The sequence below is a fragment of the Buchnera aphidicola (Chaitophorus populicola) genome, assembly GCF_964058995.1.
GTDB classification, from domain to species: Bacteria; Pseudomonadota; Gammaproteobacteria; order Enterobacterales; family Enterobacteriaceae; genus Buchnera_J; species Buchnera_J aphidicola_BO.
This window is the reverse complement of the sequence record NZ_OZ060382.1, coordinates 295538-314348: the sequence shown is the minus strand read 5'-3', so window position 1 is coordinate 314348 and position 18811 is coordinate 295538. Positions and strand designations below refer to the sequence as shown.

Below are 18811 nucleotides of genomic sequence, written 5' to 3'. Positions count from 1 at the left end.
AATTAATGACATATTTTTTTGAACTTTTTAATTTAAAATATTATATATTAATATATACATTTTTTAAAAAATTTTTTATAAAAATAATTATTTTTATAAGAATTTATATAATATAAAAAATTTCATATATTTTAAATAGGTATTTTCTAGTGCGTATATTCTTTTTATGTTTATATTTATTTATTTCAATAACATTAATTTTTTTAATTTTATTGCAAAAAAATCTTAGTTCTATGAATGTGAATACAACCAATATTAACAAAAATTTATTTAATATATCTACTTCAAATGAATTTTTAACTCGTTTAACTATTATTTTCGCGTGTTTATTTTTAATATTAAGTATTTTGCAATGTAATATAAATAATTGTATATTGTAGAATATTAATTTAAATTAAAAATAATATTATTTTCCAATAGTTTTCAATAGCCGAGGTGGTGAAAATGGTATACACGCTACTTTGAGGTAGTAGTATCTAAATAAGATTAGATATACGGGTTCAAATCCCGTCCTCGGTATTAAATGATATTTAAAATTAAATTTTTTTATAAAAATTTTATTATAAATGTTTATTTCTTAATATATAAAATTATTATTTTTACTATAAACCCCGTTTATTCGGGGTTTTTTGTTCAAATAAATAAATTATTTTATAATTTTTTTTATATGAAAATATAAATTTATTTTAAATTTTTTAAAAATTTATAAAAATTATTTAAAAAATTCAACATGAGTAATAAAAAATGAAAAAAAACATTTTATCAGTAATCGAATCTGTATCTAACGAAAAATCTATTCCTAAAAAAATTATTTTTCAAGCATTAGAAAAAGCATTATCAAAAGCTACAAAAAAAAAATATAAACAAGATATATATGTAAAAGTTATTATAAATGAAATAGATGGAAGCTTTAAAACATATCGTAGATGGTTAGTTGTAAAAAATGTAACACATCCTACTAAAGAAATTACTTTTGATGCAGCTTATTATGAAAATAAAAATATTCAGTTAAATGATTACATAGAAGAACCAATTAAATCAATCAAATTTGATAGAATTACTACACAAACAGCTAAGCAAGTTATTGTTCAAGAAGTAAGAGAAGCTGAAAGATTTATTATTGTTAGAAATTTTAAAAACAAACAAGGAAATATTCTTACTGGAATAGTAAAAAAAATAAATAGACGTTTTGTTATCCTAGATTTAGGAAACAACGCAGAAGGACTATTATTTAAAAAAGAAATGCTTCCTAGAGAAAATTTTCGTTTAGGTAATAGAGTAAGAAGTATACTTTATAAAATAAAATATGAAAAACACGGATCTCAATTATTGTTAAGTCGCTCTAGACCAGAAATGTTAACTGAATTATTAAAAATTGAAGTTCCAGAAATAGGAGAGGGAATTATTCAAATTAAAAGAATAGCAAGAGATGCAGGTTCAAGAGCAAAAATAGCTGTTAAGACTAATGATCCAAGAATTGATCCAGTAGGAGCATGTGTTGGTATGCGTGGAGCGCGAGTACAAGCAGTATCAAATGAACTTTTTGGAGAAAGAATTGATATAGTTTTATGGGATAAAAATATTTCTGTATTTGTTATAAACGCAATGGCTCCAGCTGCAATAGTTTCTATTACAGTCAATAAAATTAAAAAATTTATAGATATTGCTGTAGATTTTAGAGATTTAGCTCAAGCCATTGGAAGAAATGGACAAAATGTTAGATTAGCATCGCAATTAAGTAAATGGGAATTAAATGTTATGACTACTGAAGAATTAGAAATAAAAAATAAAAAAATTAAAAAAAAAACTTATCAAATTTTTAAGAAAAATTTACATATTGATAAAAAAATTTTTTCTCTTTTTTTTAAAAATAATATTAGGTCAATTGAAGATATATTATTAATTTCTACAGAAGAATTTTGTAAGAAAATAAATATTAATAAAAAATTGTTTTTAAAAATTCAAAAACGTGCACAAAAATCATTATCATTTATATCTTTTTTAGATCCAAAAAACCCGAAAAATATAGCTATTTTAAAAGAAAAAATGCTTAGTATAAAAGGTATGAAAGAATGGATTGTACTAAAATTATTTCAGCATAAAATATATACTATAGAAGATTTAGCAAATCAAAGTATAAGTGATTTATTAGAAATTAAAGAATTAAATTCTGAAAAAATAGGAGAATTTATTATGTCTGCTCGAAATATTTGTTGGTTTAATAAATAATTTATCATATGAGAAATTTTCTATAATTTGTTTGGAATTAAAAAAAAATACATGTAAAATGTTATTATAAAATATATATTCTTTATTTATATAAAAAATAAATTAATAAAATATATATGAATAGAAAAATAAATAGGAATTATAAATTAATAAAATTGTTTTTATTTTCTAAACTAAATAATAAGAGAAAAAATGAGAAAAAAAGATTTTCAATTAGATAAAAAAAAAAAATATATACATAATATTGATAAAAAAATATCAAAAAAAAATAAAAAGTTTATTAAAAAAAATGTTTTAAAGAATTCAAACAAAAAAAGCAAATATGATTTAAATAAAAAAATAGGTATAAAAAAAAATGTTGTTGATTTAAAATTTAATAAAAAAAATATTAATTCTAAAAAATTTTTGTTAAAAACAAAAAATATATATAAAAAAGATTCTTTTTCTAAAATAAAAAAAAAACATGCAAAAAATTTTAAATTAACATTAAATAAAAAAAATAAATTAAAAAAAAATTTTATAAAAAAAAAAAAAAATTATATTACATCTGTTAGATTTAAAAAAAATTCAACATATTCTAAAAAAAATATTAAAAAAAATTTTTTAAAACAAATTTTTCATAAACCAAAAAATGTAGTAAATAAAAAAATTACTATTTTTGATCAAATTACGGTATTAGAACTTTCTAATAAGATGGGAATAAAAAGTTCTAAAGTTATTGAAAAAATGTCTAGTTCTGGAATTAATATTTCTATTAATCAATCTTTACAACTAGATTTAGCTCAACTAATTTCTGAAGAAATGGGATTTAAAGTAAAGTTAATTTATAAAGATTTTTTAGAAAAAGATATTATGAAAGATAGGTGCTTTCATAAATCTCAAAAAAAAATTTTAAGACCTCCGATTGTTACAGTTATGGGTCATGTAGACCACGGAAAAACTTCTTTATTAGATTGTATTCGTCAAACTTCTATGGTATTAAAAGAAGAAGGTGGTATTACTCAAAGTATCGGAGCATATCATGTTGTAGTAAATAATAAAAAAATTACTTTTTTAGATACTCCAGGACATGCAGCTTTTACTTCTATGCGAGCACGAGGAGCTCAAATTACCGATATTGTGGTTTTAATCATTGCTGCAGATGATGGAGTAATGCCTCAAACTGTTGAAGCTATTCAACATGCACAATTTGCTAAAGTACCTATTATTGTTGCAATTAATAAAATTGATAAAAATAATATTAATATTGAAAAAATTAATAATGAATTAATGAAATATAATATTCTTTCTGAAGAATTAGGTGGAGAAAATATTTTTGTTAAGATTTCTGTAAAGTTAAAAACAGGAATAAAAAAATTATTAAATAGTATATTATTACAATCTGAAATTTTAGAGTTATCTGCTTATTCAAAAGGAATGGCTACAGGTATTGTAATTGAATCTTTTCTTGAAAAAGGTCGAGGTATAGTATCAAATATTATTATTAAAGAAGGTGAATTGAAAAAAGGAGATATAGTTTTATGTGGATCAGAATATGGTAAAATTAAATCTATCAAAAATGAGCATAAAAAAGATCTTTTAAAAGTTGGACCTTCTATTCCAGTAGAAATATTAGGATTATCTGGTTTACCTGTTTCAGGAGATATTTTAACTGTAGTACATAATGAGAAAAAAGCGAAAGAAGTAGCGTTATATAGAAAAGAGAAAAAAAAACAAGAGTTATTTTTAAAACAAAAAAAAATAAATTTAGAAAATTTATTTGATAACATTAATAAAAAAAAAATTTCAGAATTAAATATAATCTTAAAATCTAATTCTAAAGGTTCTTTAGAAGCTATTTCTTCTGCTATTAAAAAATTATCTCATAAAGAAGTAAATATTAATATCATTAGTGCTAATGTTGGAAGAATTAATGAAACAGATGCGTACTTAGCTAATACATCTAATTCAATTATTATTGGATTTAACGTACGTGCAGATGTTCCGGCAAAAAAAATTATTAAAAAAGAAAATCTAGAATTAAGATATTATTCTGTTATATATAATTTAATTAACGAACTTAAATCTTCTATTTACGGTATGTTATCACCTGAATATAAACAAGAAATGATCGGTTTAGCAGAAGTAAGAAGTGTTTTTAAATCTCCTAAATTTGGTTTTATTGCAGGATGTATGGTTACTGAAGGAATTATTAAAAGAAATCATCCTATTAAAATATTAAGAGATCATATAGTAATTTATGAAGGAGAGTTAGAATCAATAAGACGTTTTAAAGAAGATGTAAAAAAAGTTAGAAATGGAACAGAATGTGGAATTGGGATAAAGAACTATAATGATATTCGTGTTAATGATATAATAGAAGTATATAAAATTAAAAAAATTAAAAGATTATAATTATATCACGTTATTAAATAAAAAATTTTAAATATATTTTGGAAAAAATAAAATAGTGTATAAAAATATTTATAGAATAAAAAGAATATCTCAAGAAATTAAAAAAGAAATTTCTTATATTATTCAAAATTGTATTAATGATCCTAGGTTAAATCAATTTTCTACTATTTTAGATGTCATTATTTCTAAAGATTTATCTTATGCTAAAATTTATGTTAGTTTTAATAAAATCAATCATAATTTCAAAAAGTCTTCTATAGAAATTTTAAATCATGCTGCTTCATATATACGATTTTTATTAAGTAAAAATTTAAAATTACGAATGATTCCACAATTAGTTTTTTTTAATGATTTTTCTTATATAGAAGGAAATAAAATATCTAATTTATTAAAAACATTGAAATAATTTATTTTTTTTTTTAATATATTAGTTATGATGGAAAATTGAATGATTTCTAATAATTTCAGAAATATTCATGGAATGCTTTTATTAGATAAACCTACTGGTATTTCTTCAAATAAAGCATTACAGATTACAAAAAAAATTTTTCTGGCAGAAAAAGCAGGTCATACTGGATCTTTAGATCCTTTAGCAACAGGAATGCTTCCAATTTGTTTTGGAGAAGCAACTAAATTTACAAAATATTTAATAAAATCTAATAAAAAATATCGCGTCATCGCGAAATTAGGTGAAAAAACTTCAACCGCAGATTCTTATGGAGAAATCAAATATGTTGCTAGCACTAGGTTTAGTTCTAATCAATATCGGACTGCATTGGATAGATTAAAAGGAAAAATATCTCAAGTTCCTCCTATTTTTTCAGCTATTAAATACAAAGGATTGAGATCGTATCAGTATGCTAGAAAAGGTATACAGGTACCTTTAAAACCTCGATTAGTTAAAATTTATAAATTACATAGTTTATATAGAAGTAAAAATATTATAGAATTAGAAATTTCTTGTTCATCTGGCACATATATTCGTTCTATTATTAATGATTTAGGTAATTTTTTAAAATGTGGAGCTCATGTAATTTTTTTAAGACGAATGCAAGTATCTTCATATTCTTGTAATTCAGCTATAACTATAGATCAATTAAATTTTTTTAAAAATAAATATTTTAAAAAATCTAAAAAAATTTTTTTTAAAAAATTAAAAAAATTACTTATTCCAATTAATTCTATAGTTTCTAGTTTAAATAAAATTTATATTAGTTTAAAAGAAACAGTAAATATTCAAAATGGACAATGTATAAGATTATTTACTAGATATCAAAATGGATTAATTTGTATTATGAATACTAAAAAAAAATTTATTGGTTTAGGAAAAATAAAAAATTACATATATTTATATCCTTACAGGCTAATAAATAAAAATTTATATAATAAATATAATTTATATGAGCAATTTCATGATAAAAAATAAATAAATTTATTAATTACAAGGAACGAATATGTTAGAAATGAATTTAAATAAGAAAAGTATAATTACTAAATATGGAAAAAATGTTTTAGATAGTGGAAATATTACAGTACAAATTGCACTTTTAACATATAAAATTAATGATTTACAAAACCATTTTTTAATACACAAAAAAGATTTTTCTAGTAGAAAAGGATTATTAAAAATGGTTTCTAAACGTAGAAAATTATTAAAATATATGCGGAAAAAATCTGTTTCTGAATATAATTCTATTATTAAAGATTTAAAAATTCGTCGATAAATCTATAAAGTTAAACTTTTTTAAAGAAATTTTTTATAAATTAATAATATAAAAATATGAAAAGGGCGATTTTAGCCCTTTTTTTTAATTATATTGTCTTTATTTTTAAGTTCTATTGAATTTTAAATATTATTAAAATAATGTTTTTAATTTAATATTTTAAGGATATTTATTTTGCTCAATCCATTTATATTTAAATTTAAATATGGAAATCATATAGTAACTTTAGAAACTGGATTAATTGCTAGACAAGCTACATCTTCTATTATGGCTAGTATAGAAGATACATCTGTACTTGTAACCGTTGTTGGACAAAAAGAAGTTAAAGAAATTAAAGATTTTTTACCTTTAACTGTAAATTATCAAGAAAGAACATATGCTGCTGGTAAAATTCCAGGAGGATTTTTTCGAAGAGAAGGTCGTCCTAGTGAAAATGAAATATTAATTGGTCGATTAATAGATAGACCAATTCGCGCTATTTTCCCAAAAAATTTTTATAATGAAGTGCAAGTTATTATTACAGTGGTATCATTAAATCCTAAAATTAATCCTGATATTGTTTCTATGATTGGAGTATCTGCTGCATTATATATTTCTGGAATACCAGTAAAAAAAATGATTGGAGCAGCAAGAGTAGGTTTTATTAATAATAAATATGTTTTAAATCCTACTACAGATGCCATGAAATCTAGTTTGTTAGATTTAATAGTATCTGGAACTGATAAAAATATTTTAATGATAGAATCAGAATCTAGTCAATTAGATAAAGAAATTATCTTTAAAGGCATTTTATATGGATTTAAAAAACAAAAGAAATTGATTAAAAGTATGAAAAATTTATTATCTTCAATAAAAAAAAAAAGTTGGACAGATTGTTTTCATACTTTAGATGATACTCTTTATAAAAAAATTTTAAATTTATCTAAAAAAAAATTAAAAAAATATTATTCTATTTCAAATAAAAAAAAACGTATACAGAAATTACAAAAATATAAAAATATTATTTCCTCTAATATTTTATGTCAAGATGTAAATATAAGTATTTTAGAAATAAATAAAATTTTTTCTGATATTGAAAAAAAAATTGTTAGAAAAAATATTTTAATTAAAAAAAAAAGAATTGATGGTCGAGATCCAGATACTATTCGTAATTTAGATATTAAAACAAGTGTTTTATCTAGAACACATGGTTCTGCTTTATTTACAAGAGGAGAAACTCAATCTTTAGTTTCAGTCACATTAGGAACATCTAGAGATGCTCAAAATTTAGATGAATTATTAGGTGATAAAACTGATAGTTTTTTATTTCATTATAATTTTCCCCCATATTCTGTTGGTGAAATAGGAATGATTAATTCTCCTAAAAGGAGAGAAGTTGGGCATGGAAAACTTGCTAAAAAAAGTATCTTAGCAGTTATGCCTTCTATAGAAAATTTTCCTTATACTATTCGTATAGTTTCTGAAATCACTGAATCTAATGGATCATCTTCTATGGCTTCTGTATGTGGTGCTTCTTTAGCTTTAATGGATGCTGGCGTTCCTATTGAACAACCTATTGCTGGTGTTGCGATGGGATTAGTTAAAGAAAAGAATAATTATGTAGTATTAACAGATATATTAGGTGATGAAGATCATTTTGGAGATATGGATTTTAAAGTATCTGGTAGTATTAAAGGAATTACTGCTTTACAATTAGATATGAAAACTGAAGGTATGACATATGATATTTTATATGAAACTTTAAATAAATCGTATCAAGCTATTGCTTATATTTTAAAAGTTATGTCTAAAACAATAAATACTCCTAATAAAGAAATTTCCAAGTTTGCTCCTCGTGTGCATGTTATTAATATTAATCCTGAAAAAATTAAAGATGTGATTGGAAAAGGAGGATCTGTTATTCGTATGCTAACAGAAGAAACAGGTACTACAATTGAAATTGAAGATAATGGTACAGTAAAAATTTCTGCTGTTATGGAAGAAAAAGCTGTACATGCTATAAAACGTATTCAAGAAATTACAGCAGATTTAGAAATAGGTAAGATATATACAGGAAAAGTTACTAGAATAATGGACTTTGGCGCATTTATTTCTATTGGTTTAGGTAAGGAAGGTTTAGTACATATTTCACAAATTTCAAAAAAACATATAGAAAAAGTATCAGATTTTTTAAAATTAAATCAAGTAGTGAAAGTTAAAGTTTTAGATATAGATCGACAAAAAAGATTAAGATTAAGTATGAAAAAAGTTTAAGAAAATAAATTAATATAAAAATTTTTTATTAAAAAATAGAATTTTATAATTCTATTTTTTATGATAATCTAAATTTATTGCGTAAAATATTTTATATTTTTTTTCATTCTAAATTTAAAATTAAAATTTTAAAAAAATAAATATTTTTTAATTTTTTAAAATATTTTATATAATTATATTAATAAATTTTATGAGTTATTTAATAATATAAAATTATTTATTAATTTAAATAAATAAAATTTTTTGATTAAAATAAATAACTGATAAAATTTTAAAATTATTAGATTAAATTTAAAATTTTAAATCAAAATATTTTAAGCCAGTTGACAATGTCAATAAATATATAAAAAAAATTTATCGTGTATGATGTAAACTGGCCCTCCTTCTTTAATTAAATGAGGTACATGTTTTACATGGTTCTTATTAAAAACAAATTTTTAGATTTTAAATTAAAAAATTCAATTTTAAAAGTACTAAATGAAATTGGATATCAAAAACCTTCTCCTATACAAGAAAAATGCATTCCATACTTATTAAAAAAGTATGATGTTTTAGGAATGGCTCAAACAGGAAGTGGAAAAACTGCAGCTTTCGCTTTACCTTTGTTGAATAATATACAAATTTTTTTAAAAATTCCTCAAATTTTAGTTTTAACACCTACAAGAGAGTTAGCTATTCAGGTTTCTGAAGCATTTTCTTTATTTTCTAAATATATTTCTACTATTCGTGTTTTACCATTATACGGTGGTCAAAGATATGAATTACAGTTGCGTGCTTTACGTAATGGACCGCAAATTATAGTTGGAACTCCTGGAAGATTATTAGATCATTTAAAAAGAAAAACTCTAAATTTATCTAAATTAAGTACTTTAGTTATAGATGAAGCAGATGAAATGTTACGTATGGGATTCATTGAAGATGTAGAAACTATTCTTTCAAAAATTCCAAATAAACGTCAAACAGCATTGTTTTCTGCTACTATGCCAGATGTTATTAGAAGAATTTCTCGTCGTTTTATGAATAATCCTAAAGAAATAAAAATTAAATCTAATATTATGAATAAACCTGATATTAATCAAACTTATTGGTTAGTATATGGGAAGAAAACAGATGGGTTAATAAGATTTTTAGAAACAGAAGATTTTTCTGCTACTATAATTTTTGTACGCACAAAAAATTCTACTGTAGAAGTATCTGAAGTATTAGAAAAAAATGGATATAATAGCGCAGCTTTAAATGGAGATATGAATCAAACATTAAGAGAAAAAACATTAGAAAGATTAAAAAACGGTAAATTAGATATATTAATTGCTACAGATGTTGCAGCAAGAGGATTAGATGTTGATAGAATTGATTTAGTAATAAATTATGATGTTCCGATAGATGCTGAATCTTATGTACATAGAATAGGTCGAACAGGTCGAGCAGGACGTAAAGGAAAAGCTTTAATGTTTGTAGAATATCGAGAAATAAGATTATTAAGAAATATTGAAAGAATTATGCGACAATCTATTAAAGAAGTACAATTGCCAAATACAGATTTATTAAGTCAACGTCGTCTAGAAAGTTTTTCTAAAAAAATTAAAAAAGAATTACAAAGTTTAGATTTAAAAAAATACCAACTCTTATTATCTAAAATAAATTTAAATATTCCCGTGTCAATAGAAAAATTATCTGCTGCACTTTTAAAAATAGCACAAGGTAAACGTGTTTTAATTTTAGAAAAAGATAAAAATATTAGAAAAAATTGGATTAAAAATAATAGAGAGAACTATTTTTCGTATAAAAATAAAAAAATTTTTAATAAAAATTCTAATATGAATTTATGTAAATTAGATTTAGGAAGAATAGATAAAGTAGAAGTCAGACATATAGTTGGAGCTATTGCTAATGAAGGTAAATTAAATAATAAAGATATTGGTCATATAAAAATATTTTCATCATATTCGACTATAGAATTACCTAAACATTTAATTCAAAAAGGTTTATTGAACAATTTACAAAAAACAAAGATTTTTAACAAATTAATTAATTTAAAATTATTTAAAAATTCTAAATTTGTTTTTAAAAAATCTTTAAAAAAAAATGTTAAAAATCATATGTTACAAAGAAAAAATTTTAAAGGTTCTAATAATCATAAGTTTTATGCTAAAAAAAATCGTTTTCAAAAATCACGTTTTCATAAAAATAATTTATTAAAATATAAAAATAATTAATTTCTTAATTTCAAACAACATATTTTTTTGAGAATAATGATATTAAACATTTAATATATAAATTATATAAGGTTAAAGAGCGCACTTAAAATTTTTTTGTTAGTGCACTCTTTAATAATCATGTTTTAAACGCTATAGCTTCAATTTCAATTTTTACATTTTTAGGTAATTTAGAAATTTCTATACAAGATCTAGCTGGAAAAGTTAATACATTTTCTTGTATAAAAAAATTTTTATATGCATAATTAATTTCATTAATCTTATTTAAACAGGTAGTAAAAATTGTTGTTTTAATAATATCTTTTATAGAAAAATCAGATTTTTTTATAATAGCTTTAATGTTATTAAGCGCTAAAAAAGTTTGATCAATAATTTTTTTTGGTATATTTTCAGATATTTTATCAACAGGAATTTGCCCAGAAATCATTAATAAATTATTTATTTTAATAGCTTGAGAGTAAGGTCCAAAAACTTTAGGTGCATTTTTAGTATGAATTTTCATGTTTTATATTTATCCGATTTATTTTATTTTTTTAAAAAAAATATAAAATTTTATGGATTTATAAAAATTTATTTAATTTTATATATAAAATTTATATATCTTAATATATATAAAAAAATATTTTTAATGAATTTTAATAATATAATTATTTTTTAAATTTTGATGATTAAAACATGATAATAAACATTTTTTAAATTAAAGTTAATAAATAATATAAAAATATTTTAATTTCATATTATTAAAATTTTATTTATATAAAAATAATTATAAGATATTTTTTTACATATGTTTTAATTAAATAAATTTTATTAAAAATTTTTATATATTTTATATAATTTTTAATTAAAATAAATTTTTTTGATATAAAATTTTTATAAATAAAAATATTTATTTATGTATTTTAATTAATATATTTTATATTTATTTATAATAAAAAAATATATTATAAATTTTTATTTAAAATATTTTAATTTTATATGTTAAAAATTTTGAGATAAATTTATTTTAAAAAGAAATATTTTTAATTAAACTACAAATTATTAATGCTTTAACTATATGTACACGATTAGCAGATTGTTGAAAAATTATTTTTTTATTAGATTTAAAAACATCATCAGTAATTTCTACTCCGTTTTTTAAATTAAATTTTTGAATAATTTTTTTTCCATAAATAGTTTTTGTATTATGTAATGCAGGCAAACAATGAAAAACTTTAATAAAAGGATTACAAGTTGATTTTAAAACATTTTGATTGACTTGATATTTTTTTAATAAATTTATTTTTTTTTCTTCTTTCGAGGCGTTTTCACCCATAGAAATCCATACGTCTGTATAAATAACGTCTGCTTGATATACACCTTTTTCTATATCTTCTGTTAATAATATATTATTTAATTTTTTATTAATTTTAATATTATATGTATGTAAAAATTTTTGAGTAGGCAAATATTCTTTTGGAGAAATTAAACTTAATTTGAATTTTAATAAATTCGACGCTTCTATTAAGGTATTTGAAATATTATTTTTAGAATCTCCGATATAAGCAATTTTGATATCTTGAATACTTTTATTAAAAAAAATTTCTTTAATAGTAAAAATATCAGATAAAATTTGAGTAGGATGAAAAGATTCAGTTAAACCGTTCCAAACTGGAATTTTTGCATATTTTGCTAATTTTTTTATATTTTTATGTATATGTCCTCGATATACAATTCCATCATATATTTTACCTAAAGTAGATGCTGTGTCTTCAATAGATTCTTTATATCCTAAATGTATATCTTTTGTATTTAAATATGTAATTTTTGCACCTTGATCAAAAGATGCTACTTCAAAAGAACATCTTGTTCGAGTAGATTCTTTTTCAAAAATTAAAACTATATTTTTATTTTTTAAATGTTTTTTTTCTTTATTGATAATTTTTTTAAATTTTAATTTTTTTGCATATTTTATTAAAAATAAAATATCTTCAGAACTAAAATTTTGTAATCTTAAAAAATTTCTTAAATAAAATGAATTCATATTATCTCTTTATAAAATTATTAAAGATGTATTTATATTATAAAAGTTTTATAAAAAATAAAATTTTAAATTTTAATATATTATATAAAAAAGAAAAAAAATTATCTATTAATTTAAAATTTTTATAATTGTTTAATAAAATATAAAAAAATTTATTTTAAATAATAAAAAAAATAGTGTTATATTATAAATAATTAAAATATTTTTATAAAAGATACAAATTTATTTAAATTTTGCATTTATTTAAAAAAATTTTAATTAAATTTTTAATTGCACAATATTAAAAATATATAATGTAAATTTTATTTTTTAATATTATTCTTATTCAATTAAATTTATTAAAAAATATTAAAAAAAATATAAATTTAAATAAATTTTTTTATAAAATAATTAAATTAATCTATAAGTATTGTAAGATATTTATATACAACAAATAAAAGTTTTTTATTTAAATAAAAATATATAAAATATTAAAAAAACATGAATAAAAATTATAATCCTAAATTAATTGAACAGAAATTATATAAGTTATGGGAAGAAAAAAAATATTTTCAAACTAATATTCAAAAAAGTTCTAAAAAATCTTTTTGTATTATTATGCCTCCACCAAATATTACTGGTGTTTTACATATGGGGCATGCGTTACAACAAACTATTATGGATATTTTGATTCGATTCAATCGAATGAACGGAAAAAATGTTTTATTTCAAATTGGTTTAGATCATGCTGGAATTGCTACTCAATTATTAATAGAAAAAAAACTTTTAAAAAAAAAAAAAATACAATTAAAATATAACAAAAAATATTTTATAAAAAAAACATGGGAATGGGTTAAAAAATATCAACATAAAATATTTAATCAAGTTAAACGTTTAGGTCATGCTATTGATTGGAATAGAAAAAAATTTACTTTAGATCCAAATATTTCTGAAGGTGTAAAAAAAGCATTTATAATATTATATGATCAAGGATTAATTTATAAAAAAAAAAAAATAGTAAATTGGGATGTATGTTTAAAAACTGTAATTTCAGATTTAGAAGTCAAAAATAAAAATGTAAAAACAAAAATGTATTATATAAAATATTTTTTTTCTAATAAAAAATATTTTATTAATAATAAGAATTATTTAGTAGTAGCTACTACTAGACCTGAAACTATATTTGGAGATTCTGCTATAGGAGTAAATCCAAAAGATATTAGATATAAAAATTATATTGGTTTACAAGTCGTGGTTCCGATTATTAATAGAATTATACCAATTATTTCTGATTTTGAAATTGAAATAAACAAAGGTACTGGATGTGTAAAAATTACTCCAGCCCATGATTTTCTTGATTATAAAATTGGAATGAGGCACAATCTTCCTATAATTCAAATATTTTCATTTGATGGAAATATTCTTAAAAAATTATTTATATATAGTTATTCTAATACAATAGAAAATAAATATAATTCTGATATTCCATTATATTTTCAAAAAATGAATCGTTTTATTGCGCGTAAAAAAATTATTATATATTTAAAAGAACATAATTTTTTAGATAAAGTAGAATTATTAGATTCTAATGTACCATATGGTGAAAGAAGTAATTCTATTGTAGAACCTATGTTAACAAATCAATGGTTTTTAAAAACTTCAATGTTTGCAAAAAAATCTATATCAATAGTAAAAAATAAAAAAATTAAATTTTTTCCAAAAAAATATAAAAATATGTATTTATCTTGGATGGAAAATATACAAGATTGGTGTATATCTAGACAATTATGGTGGGGTCATAGAATTCCTATTTGGTATGATCAAAATAAAAAAATTTATACAGGATTAAATAAATTAGACGTAATTAAAAAATATAAATTAAACAAAAATTGTATTTTAAAACAAGAAAAAGATGTTTTAGATACTTGGTTTTCTTCTAGTTTATGGACATTTTTATCTTTAGATTGGCCAAAAAAGAAAAATTTATTAAAAATTTTTCATCCTACGAATGTTATTGTAAGTGGATTTGATATTATATTTTTTTGGATTGCACGAATGATTATGTTAACAACACATATTATTAAAGATAAAAATAGAAAGTCACAAATTCCATTTAAAAACGTATATATTACAGGTTTAATACGAGATGAAAATGGCCAGAAAATGTCTAAATCTCAGGGAAATATTATTGATCCAATAGATTTGATTGATGGAATTAGTTTAGAAAAATTAATTGAAAAACGTATTAAAAATATAAAAAATAATGAATATAAGAAAAAAATTATTATAAAAAAAATAAATAAATTATTTCCAAACGGAATTCAATCTTTTGGAGCAGACTCACTTAGATTTACTTGTGCTGCTTTGTCTACTTATTCTAGAAGTATTTTTTGGGATATGAATCGTTTACAAGGTTATCGTAATTTTTGTAATAAATTATGGCATGCAAGTCGATTTGTTTTATTAAATAAAAATATTGTATATAATAAAAGTAAAACTAAAAATATTTTAGAAATTTTATCATTACAAGATAAATGGATTTTATCAGAATTACAAATTCTAATTTATAATTATAAAAAATCTATTAAAAATTATAGATTTGATCATGTTTCTCATTTAATATATGAATTTGTTTGGTTTAAGTTTTGTGATTGGTATTTAGAAATTTCTAAAATTATAATAAAATTAGGTACAAAAAAAGAAAAACTTCATACACAAAAAATGTTAATGTATATTTTAAGAAAAATATTAAAATTATTACATCCTATTATTCCTTTTATTACAGAATATATTTGGACAAAAATTTTTATAATAAAAAATAATTTTAATAAAAAAAGTTTGATTGATTGTAAATTTCCAAAATTTAATTTAAATTATCTTGATCATAAATCGATGGAAAATATGTATATCATTCAAAATTTTTTTAAAGAATTAAGATCTATTAGAAATTCTATGAAAATAAAATATAGTAAAAAAATTACTATTTTTATTAAAAATAGTAATTTAAAATTTTTATTAATAATTAAAAATTATAAAAGTTTTTTAAAAAAAATCATGTATTTAAATAAAATTAAAATATTTAAAAAAACAGATAAAAATAAAATTAAAAAATTTGTTATAAGAAAAACTAGTGAATGTGAATTATTAATTTCAATTAAAGAATTTGTTAATAAAGATTTAGAATTGAATATTGTATTAAAAAAGATAAAAAATTGTATGTCTAAAATTCAATTTTTTAACACTAAAATAATTAATTCAAATTTTTTAAAGCATGCTCCTAAAGAAATTATTAAAAAAGAAAAAAATAAATTAAGTATTTTAAAAAATAATTTAAAAAGTTTAAAAAATTATAAAAAATTATTATTATCTATATAAAATTAAATAAATAATAATATATGCTATATTAAATATATTTTTATACATTTTTTTCAAATTTAATGGAAAAATAAATAATGTCTGGAATATGTAATTTTATATATAATAAAAAGTATTTAAATCAAAATTTTAAAAATTATTTAAGAATTAATATTTCTTTATATAAATATTTTTTTATAGAAAATCCTGAAATTATTAAAAAAAAAATAAAAAATTTATGCTATAAAAGAAAAATTTTTGGTAGAATTTATATCTCTAATGAAGGAATTAATATACAAGCTAGTGTTTTAAAAAAATATTTTCAAGTTATAAAAAAAAATATATCTAGTTTACATAAAGATTTAAAAAATATTCATATTAATATTGGAATAGACAATTCCAGAATTTCTTTTAACACTTTACGTATTAAAGTTAAAAAAAAAATAATATCTGATGGATTAAATTCTATTTTATTAAATAAAAATTTTTCTAATAAATATTTAAATTCTAAAGAAGTAAATAATTTATTATATAATAAAGAAGCTGTATTTATAGATATGCGAAATAATTATGAACATAAAATTGGTCATTTTAAGAACGCAATTTTAATGAATACTTCTATTTTTAGAATACAATTAAAAAAAATATGTAATTATATTAACAAGTATAAAAAAAAAAAAATAGTTTTATATTGCACTGGTGGAATTCGATGTGAAAAAACTTCATTATGGATTCAAAGTAATGGATATAAAAATGTTTATCAAATTAGAGGAGGAATAATAGGATATATTAATGATTGTATTAAAAAAAAAAATTCTATTAATTTTATAGGAAAAAATTTTGTTTTTGATTTAAGATTATATGAAACTATTACAAAACATATATTATCTAATTGTAATCAATGTCATCGTAAATCTGATTATTATGTAAATTGTATTAACAATAATTGTAATTTACTTTTTATACAATGTGAGTTATGTTCTAAAATTTATAAATCTTTTTGTTCAAAAAAATGTTATAAAGAATTTCATTGTAGATGATTTAAAATATTTAATGTTTTAAAATAAAAAATATATGATAAAAAAAATCATTTGCATTTTATATAAAATGTAAGAAAATATTATAGTATAATAATAATTATTAAAAATTTTATTTAAAATATTTATTTTTTTTAATATGTACATGTATTATAAATATTCAATTTTTTTAAGAATGATATTTATTAAAGGAAGTATAATGAAAATTTCGTCTATCAAAGATATATTTGAAAATAAAATATTAATAGATTCTATCGTAAAAGTAAAAGGTTGGATAAAAAATAAAAGAAATTCTAAATCTAATTTATTATTTATAGATATTTATGATGGCTCATGTGTAAATACTTTACAAATTATAGTAAATAAAAAGTTATTAAAAAATAATATAAATCATGAAATTTTAAAAGTAACATCTGGATGTTCTTTATCTGTAAAAGGAAAATTAGTATCTTCATTAAATGTTAATCAAAAATTTGAAGTTTACATGCATAAAATTAATGTTATAGGTTGGATAAATAAACCTAATTCATATCCTATGTCTTCTAAAAAGCATTCTATGGAACATTTAAGAAATTTTGCACATTTAAGACCAAGAACTAATATTATTGGTTGTATTTCTAGAATTAGAAGTGCTATATTTTATTCTATACATAATTTTCTGTATATAAATAATTATCATTGGGTTTCATCTCCAATTATCACTTCTTTAAATACAGAAGGAGCAGGAGATATGTTTTCTGTAAAATATGCAAAAAATCTAGAAAATAATAAAATAACTTATAAAGATTTTTTTGGAAAAGAAGTTTTTTTGACTGTTTCAGGGCAATTATCTATTGAAGCCTATGCTTGTGCATTATCTAAAGTATATACTTTTGGTCCAATTTTTAGAGCTGAAAATTCTAATACTACACGTCATTTATCTGAATTTTGGATGTTAGAAGTAGAATTAGCATTTGCTGATTTAGATAATATTATTGAAGTTGTTGAGAAAATGTTAAAATATATTATTAATTTTATTTTAAAAAATAATAAAAATGATTTACTATTTTTTGAAAAGAATTTAAATGATAATATTGTAAATAAATTAAAAATTTTTTTAGAAAGTAATATTTGTCAAATAAATTATCAAGATGCTATTGAAATCTTAAAAGATAATAAAATTATTAATCGAAATTATATGTTTTTAGATGTTGAATTAAATTTAGATCATGAAAAATTTCTTGTAGATAAATATTTTAAAAAACCAATTATAATTAAAAATTATCCTAAAGATTTTAAACCATTTTATATGAGAATTAATAAAGATAAAAAAACAGTTTCTGCTTTTGATATTTTGTTTCCAAATGTAGGAGAAATTATTGGAGGTTCACAAAGAGAGGAAAGAATTTTATATTTAGATAAAAGAATTAAAGAATTAAATTTAAATTTTAATGATTATTCATGGTATAGAGATTTGAGATTTTATGGAACAGTTCCGCATTCTGGATTTGGATTAGGTTTAGAAAGATTAATTATGTATATTACTGGAATCAAAAATATTAAAGATGTTATTCCTTTTCCAAGAACTCCAAAAAATGCAAATTTTTAATATATTTTTTTAAG

Annotated in this window: 13 protein-coding genes and 1 tRNA gene; 12 read left to right on the top strand and 2 right to left on the bottom strand. The window is 19.7% G+C overall.

Annotated elements, in window-relative coordinates; genetic code table 11:
• The first annotated feature begins 149 nt into the window (after positions 1 to 149).
• The 9 genes from secG (at position 150) to AB4W57_RS01360 (ending at position 10816) form a co-directional block, all read left to right on the top strand.
• The gene (gene secG / locus AB4W57_RS01400) at positions 150 to 380 is read left to right on the top strand and encodes a preprotein translocase subunit SecG (RefSeq protein WP_367677377.1); all 231 of its coding nucleotides are present in this window, start codon (positions 150 to 152) and stop codon (positions 378 to 380) included.
• A gap of 49 nt (positions 381 to 429) precedes the next feature.
• Positions 430 to 519: transfer RNA gene (locus AB4W57_RS01395), tRNA-Leu, on the top strand.
• A 225-nt stretch (positions 520 to 744) separates the two neighbouring features.
• A complete protein-coding gene (nusA, locus tag AB4W57_RS01390; RefSeq protein ID WP_367677376.1) occupies positions 745 to 2229 on the top strand; it encodes a transcription termination factor NusA in 1485 nt (494 codons plus the stop codon).
• 192 nt (positions 2230 to 2421) lie between these two features.
• The gene (gene infB / locus AB4W57_RS01385) at positions 2422 to 4623 is read left to right on the top strand and encodes a translation initiation factor IF-2 (RefSeq protein WP_367677375.1); all 2202 of its coding nucleotides are present in this window, start codon (positions 2422 to 2424) and stop codon (positions 4621 to 4623) included.
• A gap of 55 nt (positions 4624 to 4678) precedes the next feature.
• The gene (gene rbfA, locus AB4W57_RS01380) at positions 4679 to 5029 is read left to right on the top strand and encodes a 30S ribosome-binding factor RbfA (RefSeq protein WP_367677374.1); all 351 of its coding nucleotides are present in this window, start codon (positions 4679 to 4681) and stop codon (positions 5027 to 5029) included.
• Between the two features lie 42 nt (positions 5030 to 5071).
• Positions 5072 to 6049, top strand: a complete 978-nt coding sequence (gene truB, locus AB4W57_RS01375; RefSeq protein WP_367677373.1) for a tRNA pseudouridine(55) synthase TruB — start codon at positions 5072 to 5074, stop codon at positions 6047 to 6049.
• A 37-nt stretch (positions 6050 to 6086) separates the two neighbouring features.
• Complete coding sequence (rpsO, locus tag AB4W57_RS01370) at positions 6087 to 6347, top strand: 30S ribosomal protein S15 (protein WP_367677721.1); 261 nt, start codon at positions 6087 to 6089, stop codon at positions 6345 to 6347.
• A gap of 174 nt (positions 6348 to 6521) precedes the next feature.
• Positions 6522 to 8600 (top strand): polyribonucleotide nucleotidyltransferase, encoded by a 2079-nt coding sequence (pnp, locus tag AB4W57_RS01365; RefSeq protein WP_367677372.1) that lies wholly within the window; start codon positions 6522 to 6524, stop codon positions 8598 to 8600.
• Between the two features lie 413 nt (positions 8601 to 9013).
• A complete protein-coding gene (locus AB4W57_RS01360; RefSeq protein ID WP_367677371.1) occupies positions 9014 to 10816 on the top strand; it encodes a DEAD/DEAH box helicase in 1803 nt (600 codons plus the stop codon).
• A 118-nt stretch (positions 10817 to 10934) separates the two neighbouring features.
• Here the strand turns inward: AB4W57_RS01360 and AB4W57_RS01355 are convergent, their stop codons facing one another.
• Together AB4W57_RS01355 and argF are read right to left on the bottom strand one after the other, a co-directional pair.
• Positions 10935 to 11318, bottom strand: a complete 384-nt coding sequence (locus AB4W57_RS01355) for a Rid family detoxifying hydrolase (RefSeq protein WP_367677370.1) — start codon at positions 11316 to 11318, stop codon at positions 10935 to 10937.
• Between the two features lie 504 nt (positions 11319 to 11822).
• A complete protein-coding gene (gene argF, locus AB4W57_RS01350) occupies positions 11823 to 12839 on the bottom strand; it encodes an ornithine carbamoyltransferase (protein ID WP_367677369.1) in 1017 nt (338 codons plus the stop codon).
• Positions 12840 to 13319: 480 nt separating this feature from the next.
• Here argF and AB4W57_RS01345 point away from each other — a divergent pair, with 480 nt between their 5' ends.
• The 3 genes from AB4W57_RS01345 (at position 13320) to asnS (ending at position 18797) form a co-directional block, all read left to right on the top strand.
• Entirely contained in the window at positions 13320 to 16193 is a 2874-nt protein-coding gene (locus tag AB4W57_RS01345) for a valine--tRNA ligase (protein WP_367677368.1), read from the top strand.
• Between the two features lie 77 nt (positions 16194 to 16270).
• On the top strand, positions 16271 to 17212 hold the full coding sequence (locus AB4W57_RS01340) for a rhodanese-related sulfurtransferase (protein ID WP_367677367.1): 942 nt from the start codon (positions 16271 to 16273) through the stop codon (positions 17210 to 17212).
• A gap of 196 nt (positions 17213 to 17408) precedes the next feature.
• Positions 17409 to 18797 carry an asparagine--tRNA ligase gene (gene asnS, locus AB4W57_RS01335; RefSeq protein WP_367677366.1) on the top strand — a complete coding sequence of 463 codons (1389 nt, stop codon included), beginning with the start codon at positions 17409 to 17411 and terminating at the stop codon, positions 18795 to 18797.
• Positions 18798 to 18811: the final 14 nt, after the last annotated feature.

Bases quoted from the DNA above. Each gene is read 5' to 3' on its own strand.
- nusA (WP_367677376.1), top strand. From the start codon at position 745: ATGAAAAAAAACATTTTATCAGTAATCGAATCTGTATCTAACGAAAAA.
- infB (WP_367677375.1), top strand. From the start codon at position 2,422: ATGAGAAAAAAAGATTTTCAATTAGATAAAAAAAAAAAATATATACAT.
- truB (WP_367677373.1), top strand. From the start codon at position 5,072: ATGATTTCTAATAATTTCAGAAATATTCATGGAATGCTTTTATTAGAT.
- rpsO (WP_367677721.1), top strand. From the start codon at position 6,087: ATGAATTTAAATAAGAAAAGTATAATTACTAAATATGGAAAAAATGTT.
- AB4W57_RS01360 (WP_367677371.1), top strand. From the start codon at position 9,014: ATGGTTCTTATTAAAAACAAATTTTTAGATTTTAAATTAAAAAATTCA.
- AB4W57_RS01355 (WP_367677370.1), bottom strand. From the start codon at position 11,318: ATGAAAATTCATACTAAAAATGCACCTAAAGTTTTTGGACCTTACTCT.
- argF (WP_367677369.1), bottom strand. From the start codon at position 12,839: ATGAATTCATTTTATTTAAGAAATTTTTTAAGATTACAAAATTTTAGT.
- AB4W57_RS01345 (WP_367677368.1), top strand. From the start codon at position 13,320: ATGAATAAAAATTATAATCCTAAATTAATTGAACAGAAATTATATAAG.
- AB4W57_RS01340 (WP_367677367.1), top strand. From the start codon at position 16,271: ATGTCTGGAATATGTAATTTTATATATAATAAAAAGTATTTAAATCAA.
- asnS (WP_367677366.1), top strand. From the start codon at position 17,409: ATGAAAATTTCGTCTATCAAAGATATATTTGAAAATAAAATATTAATA.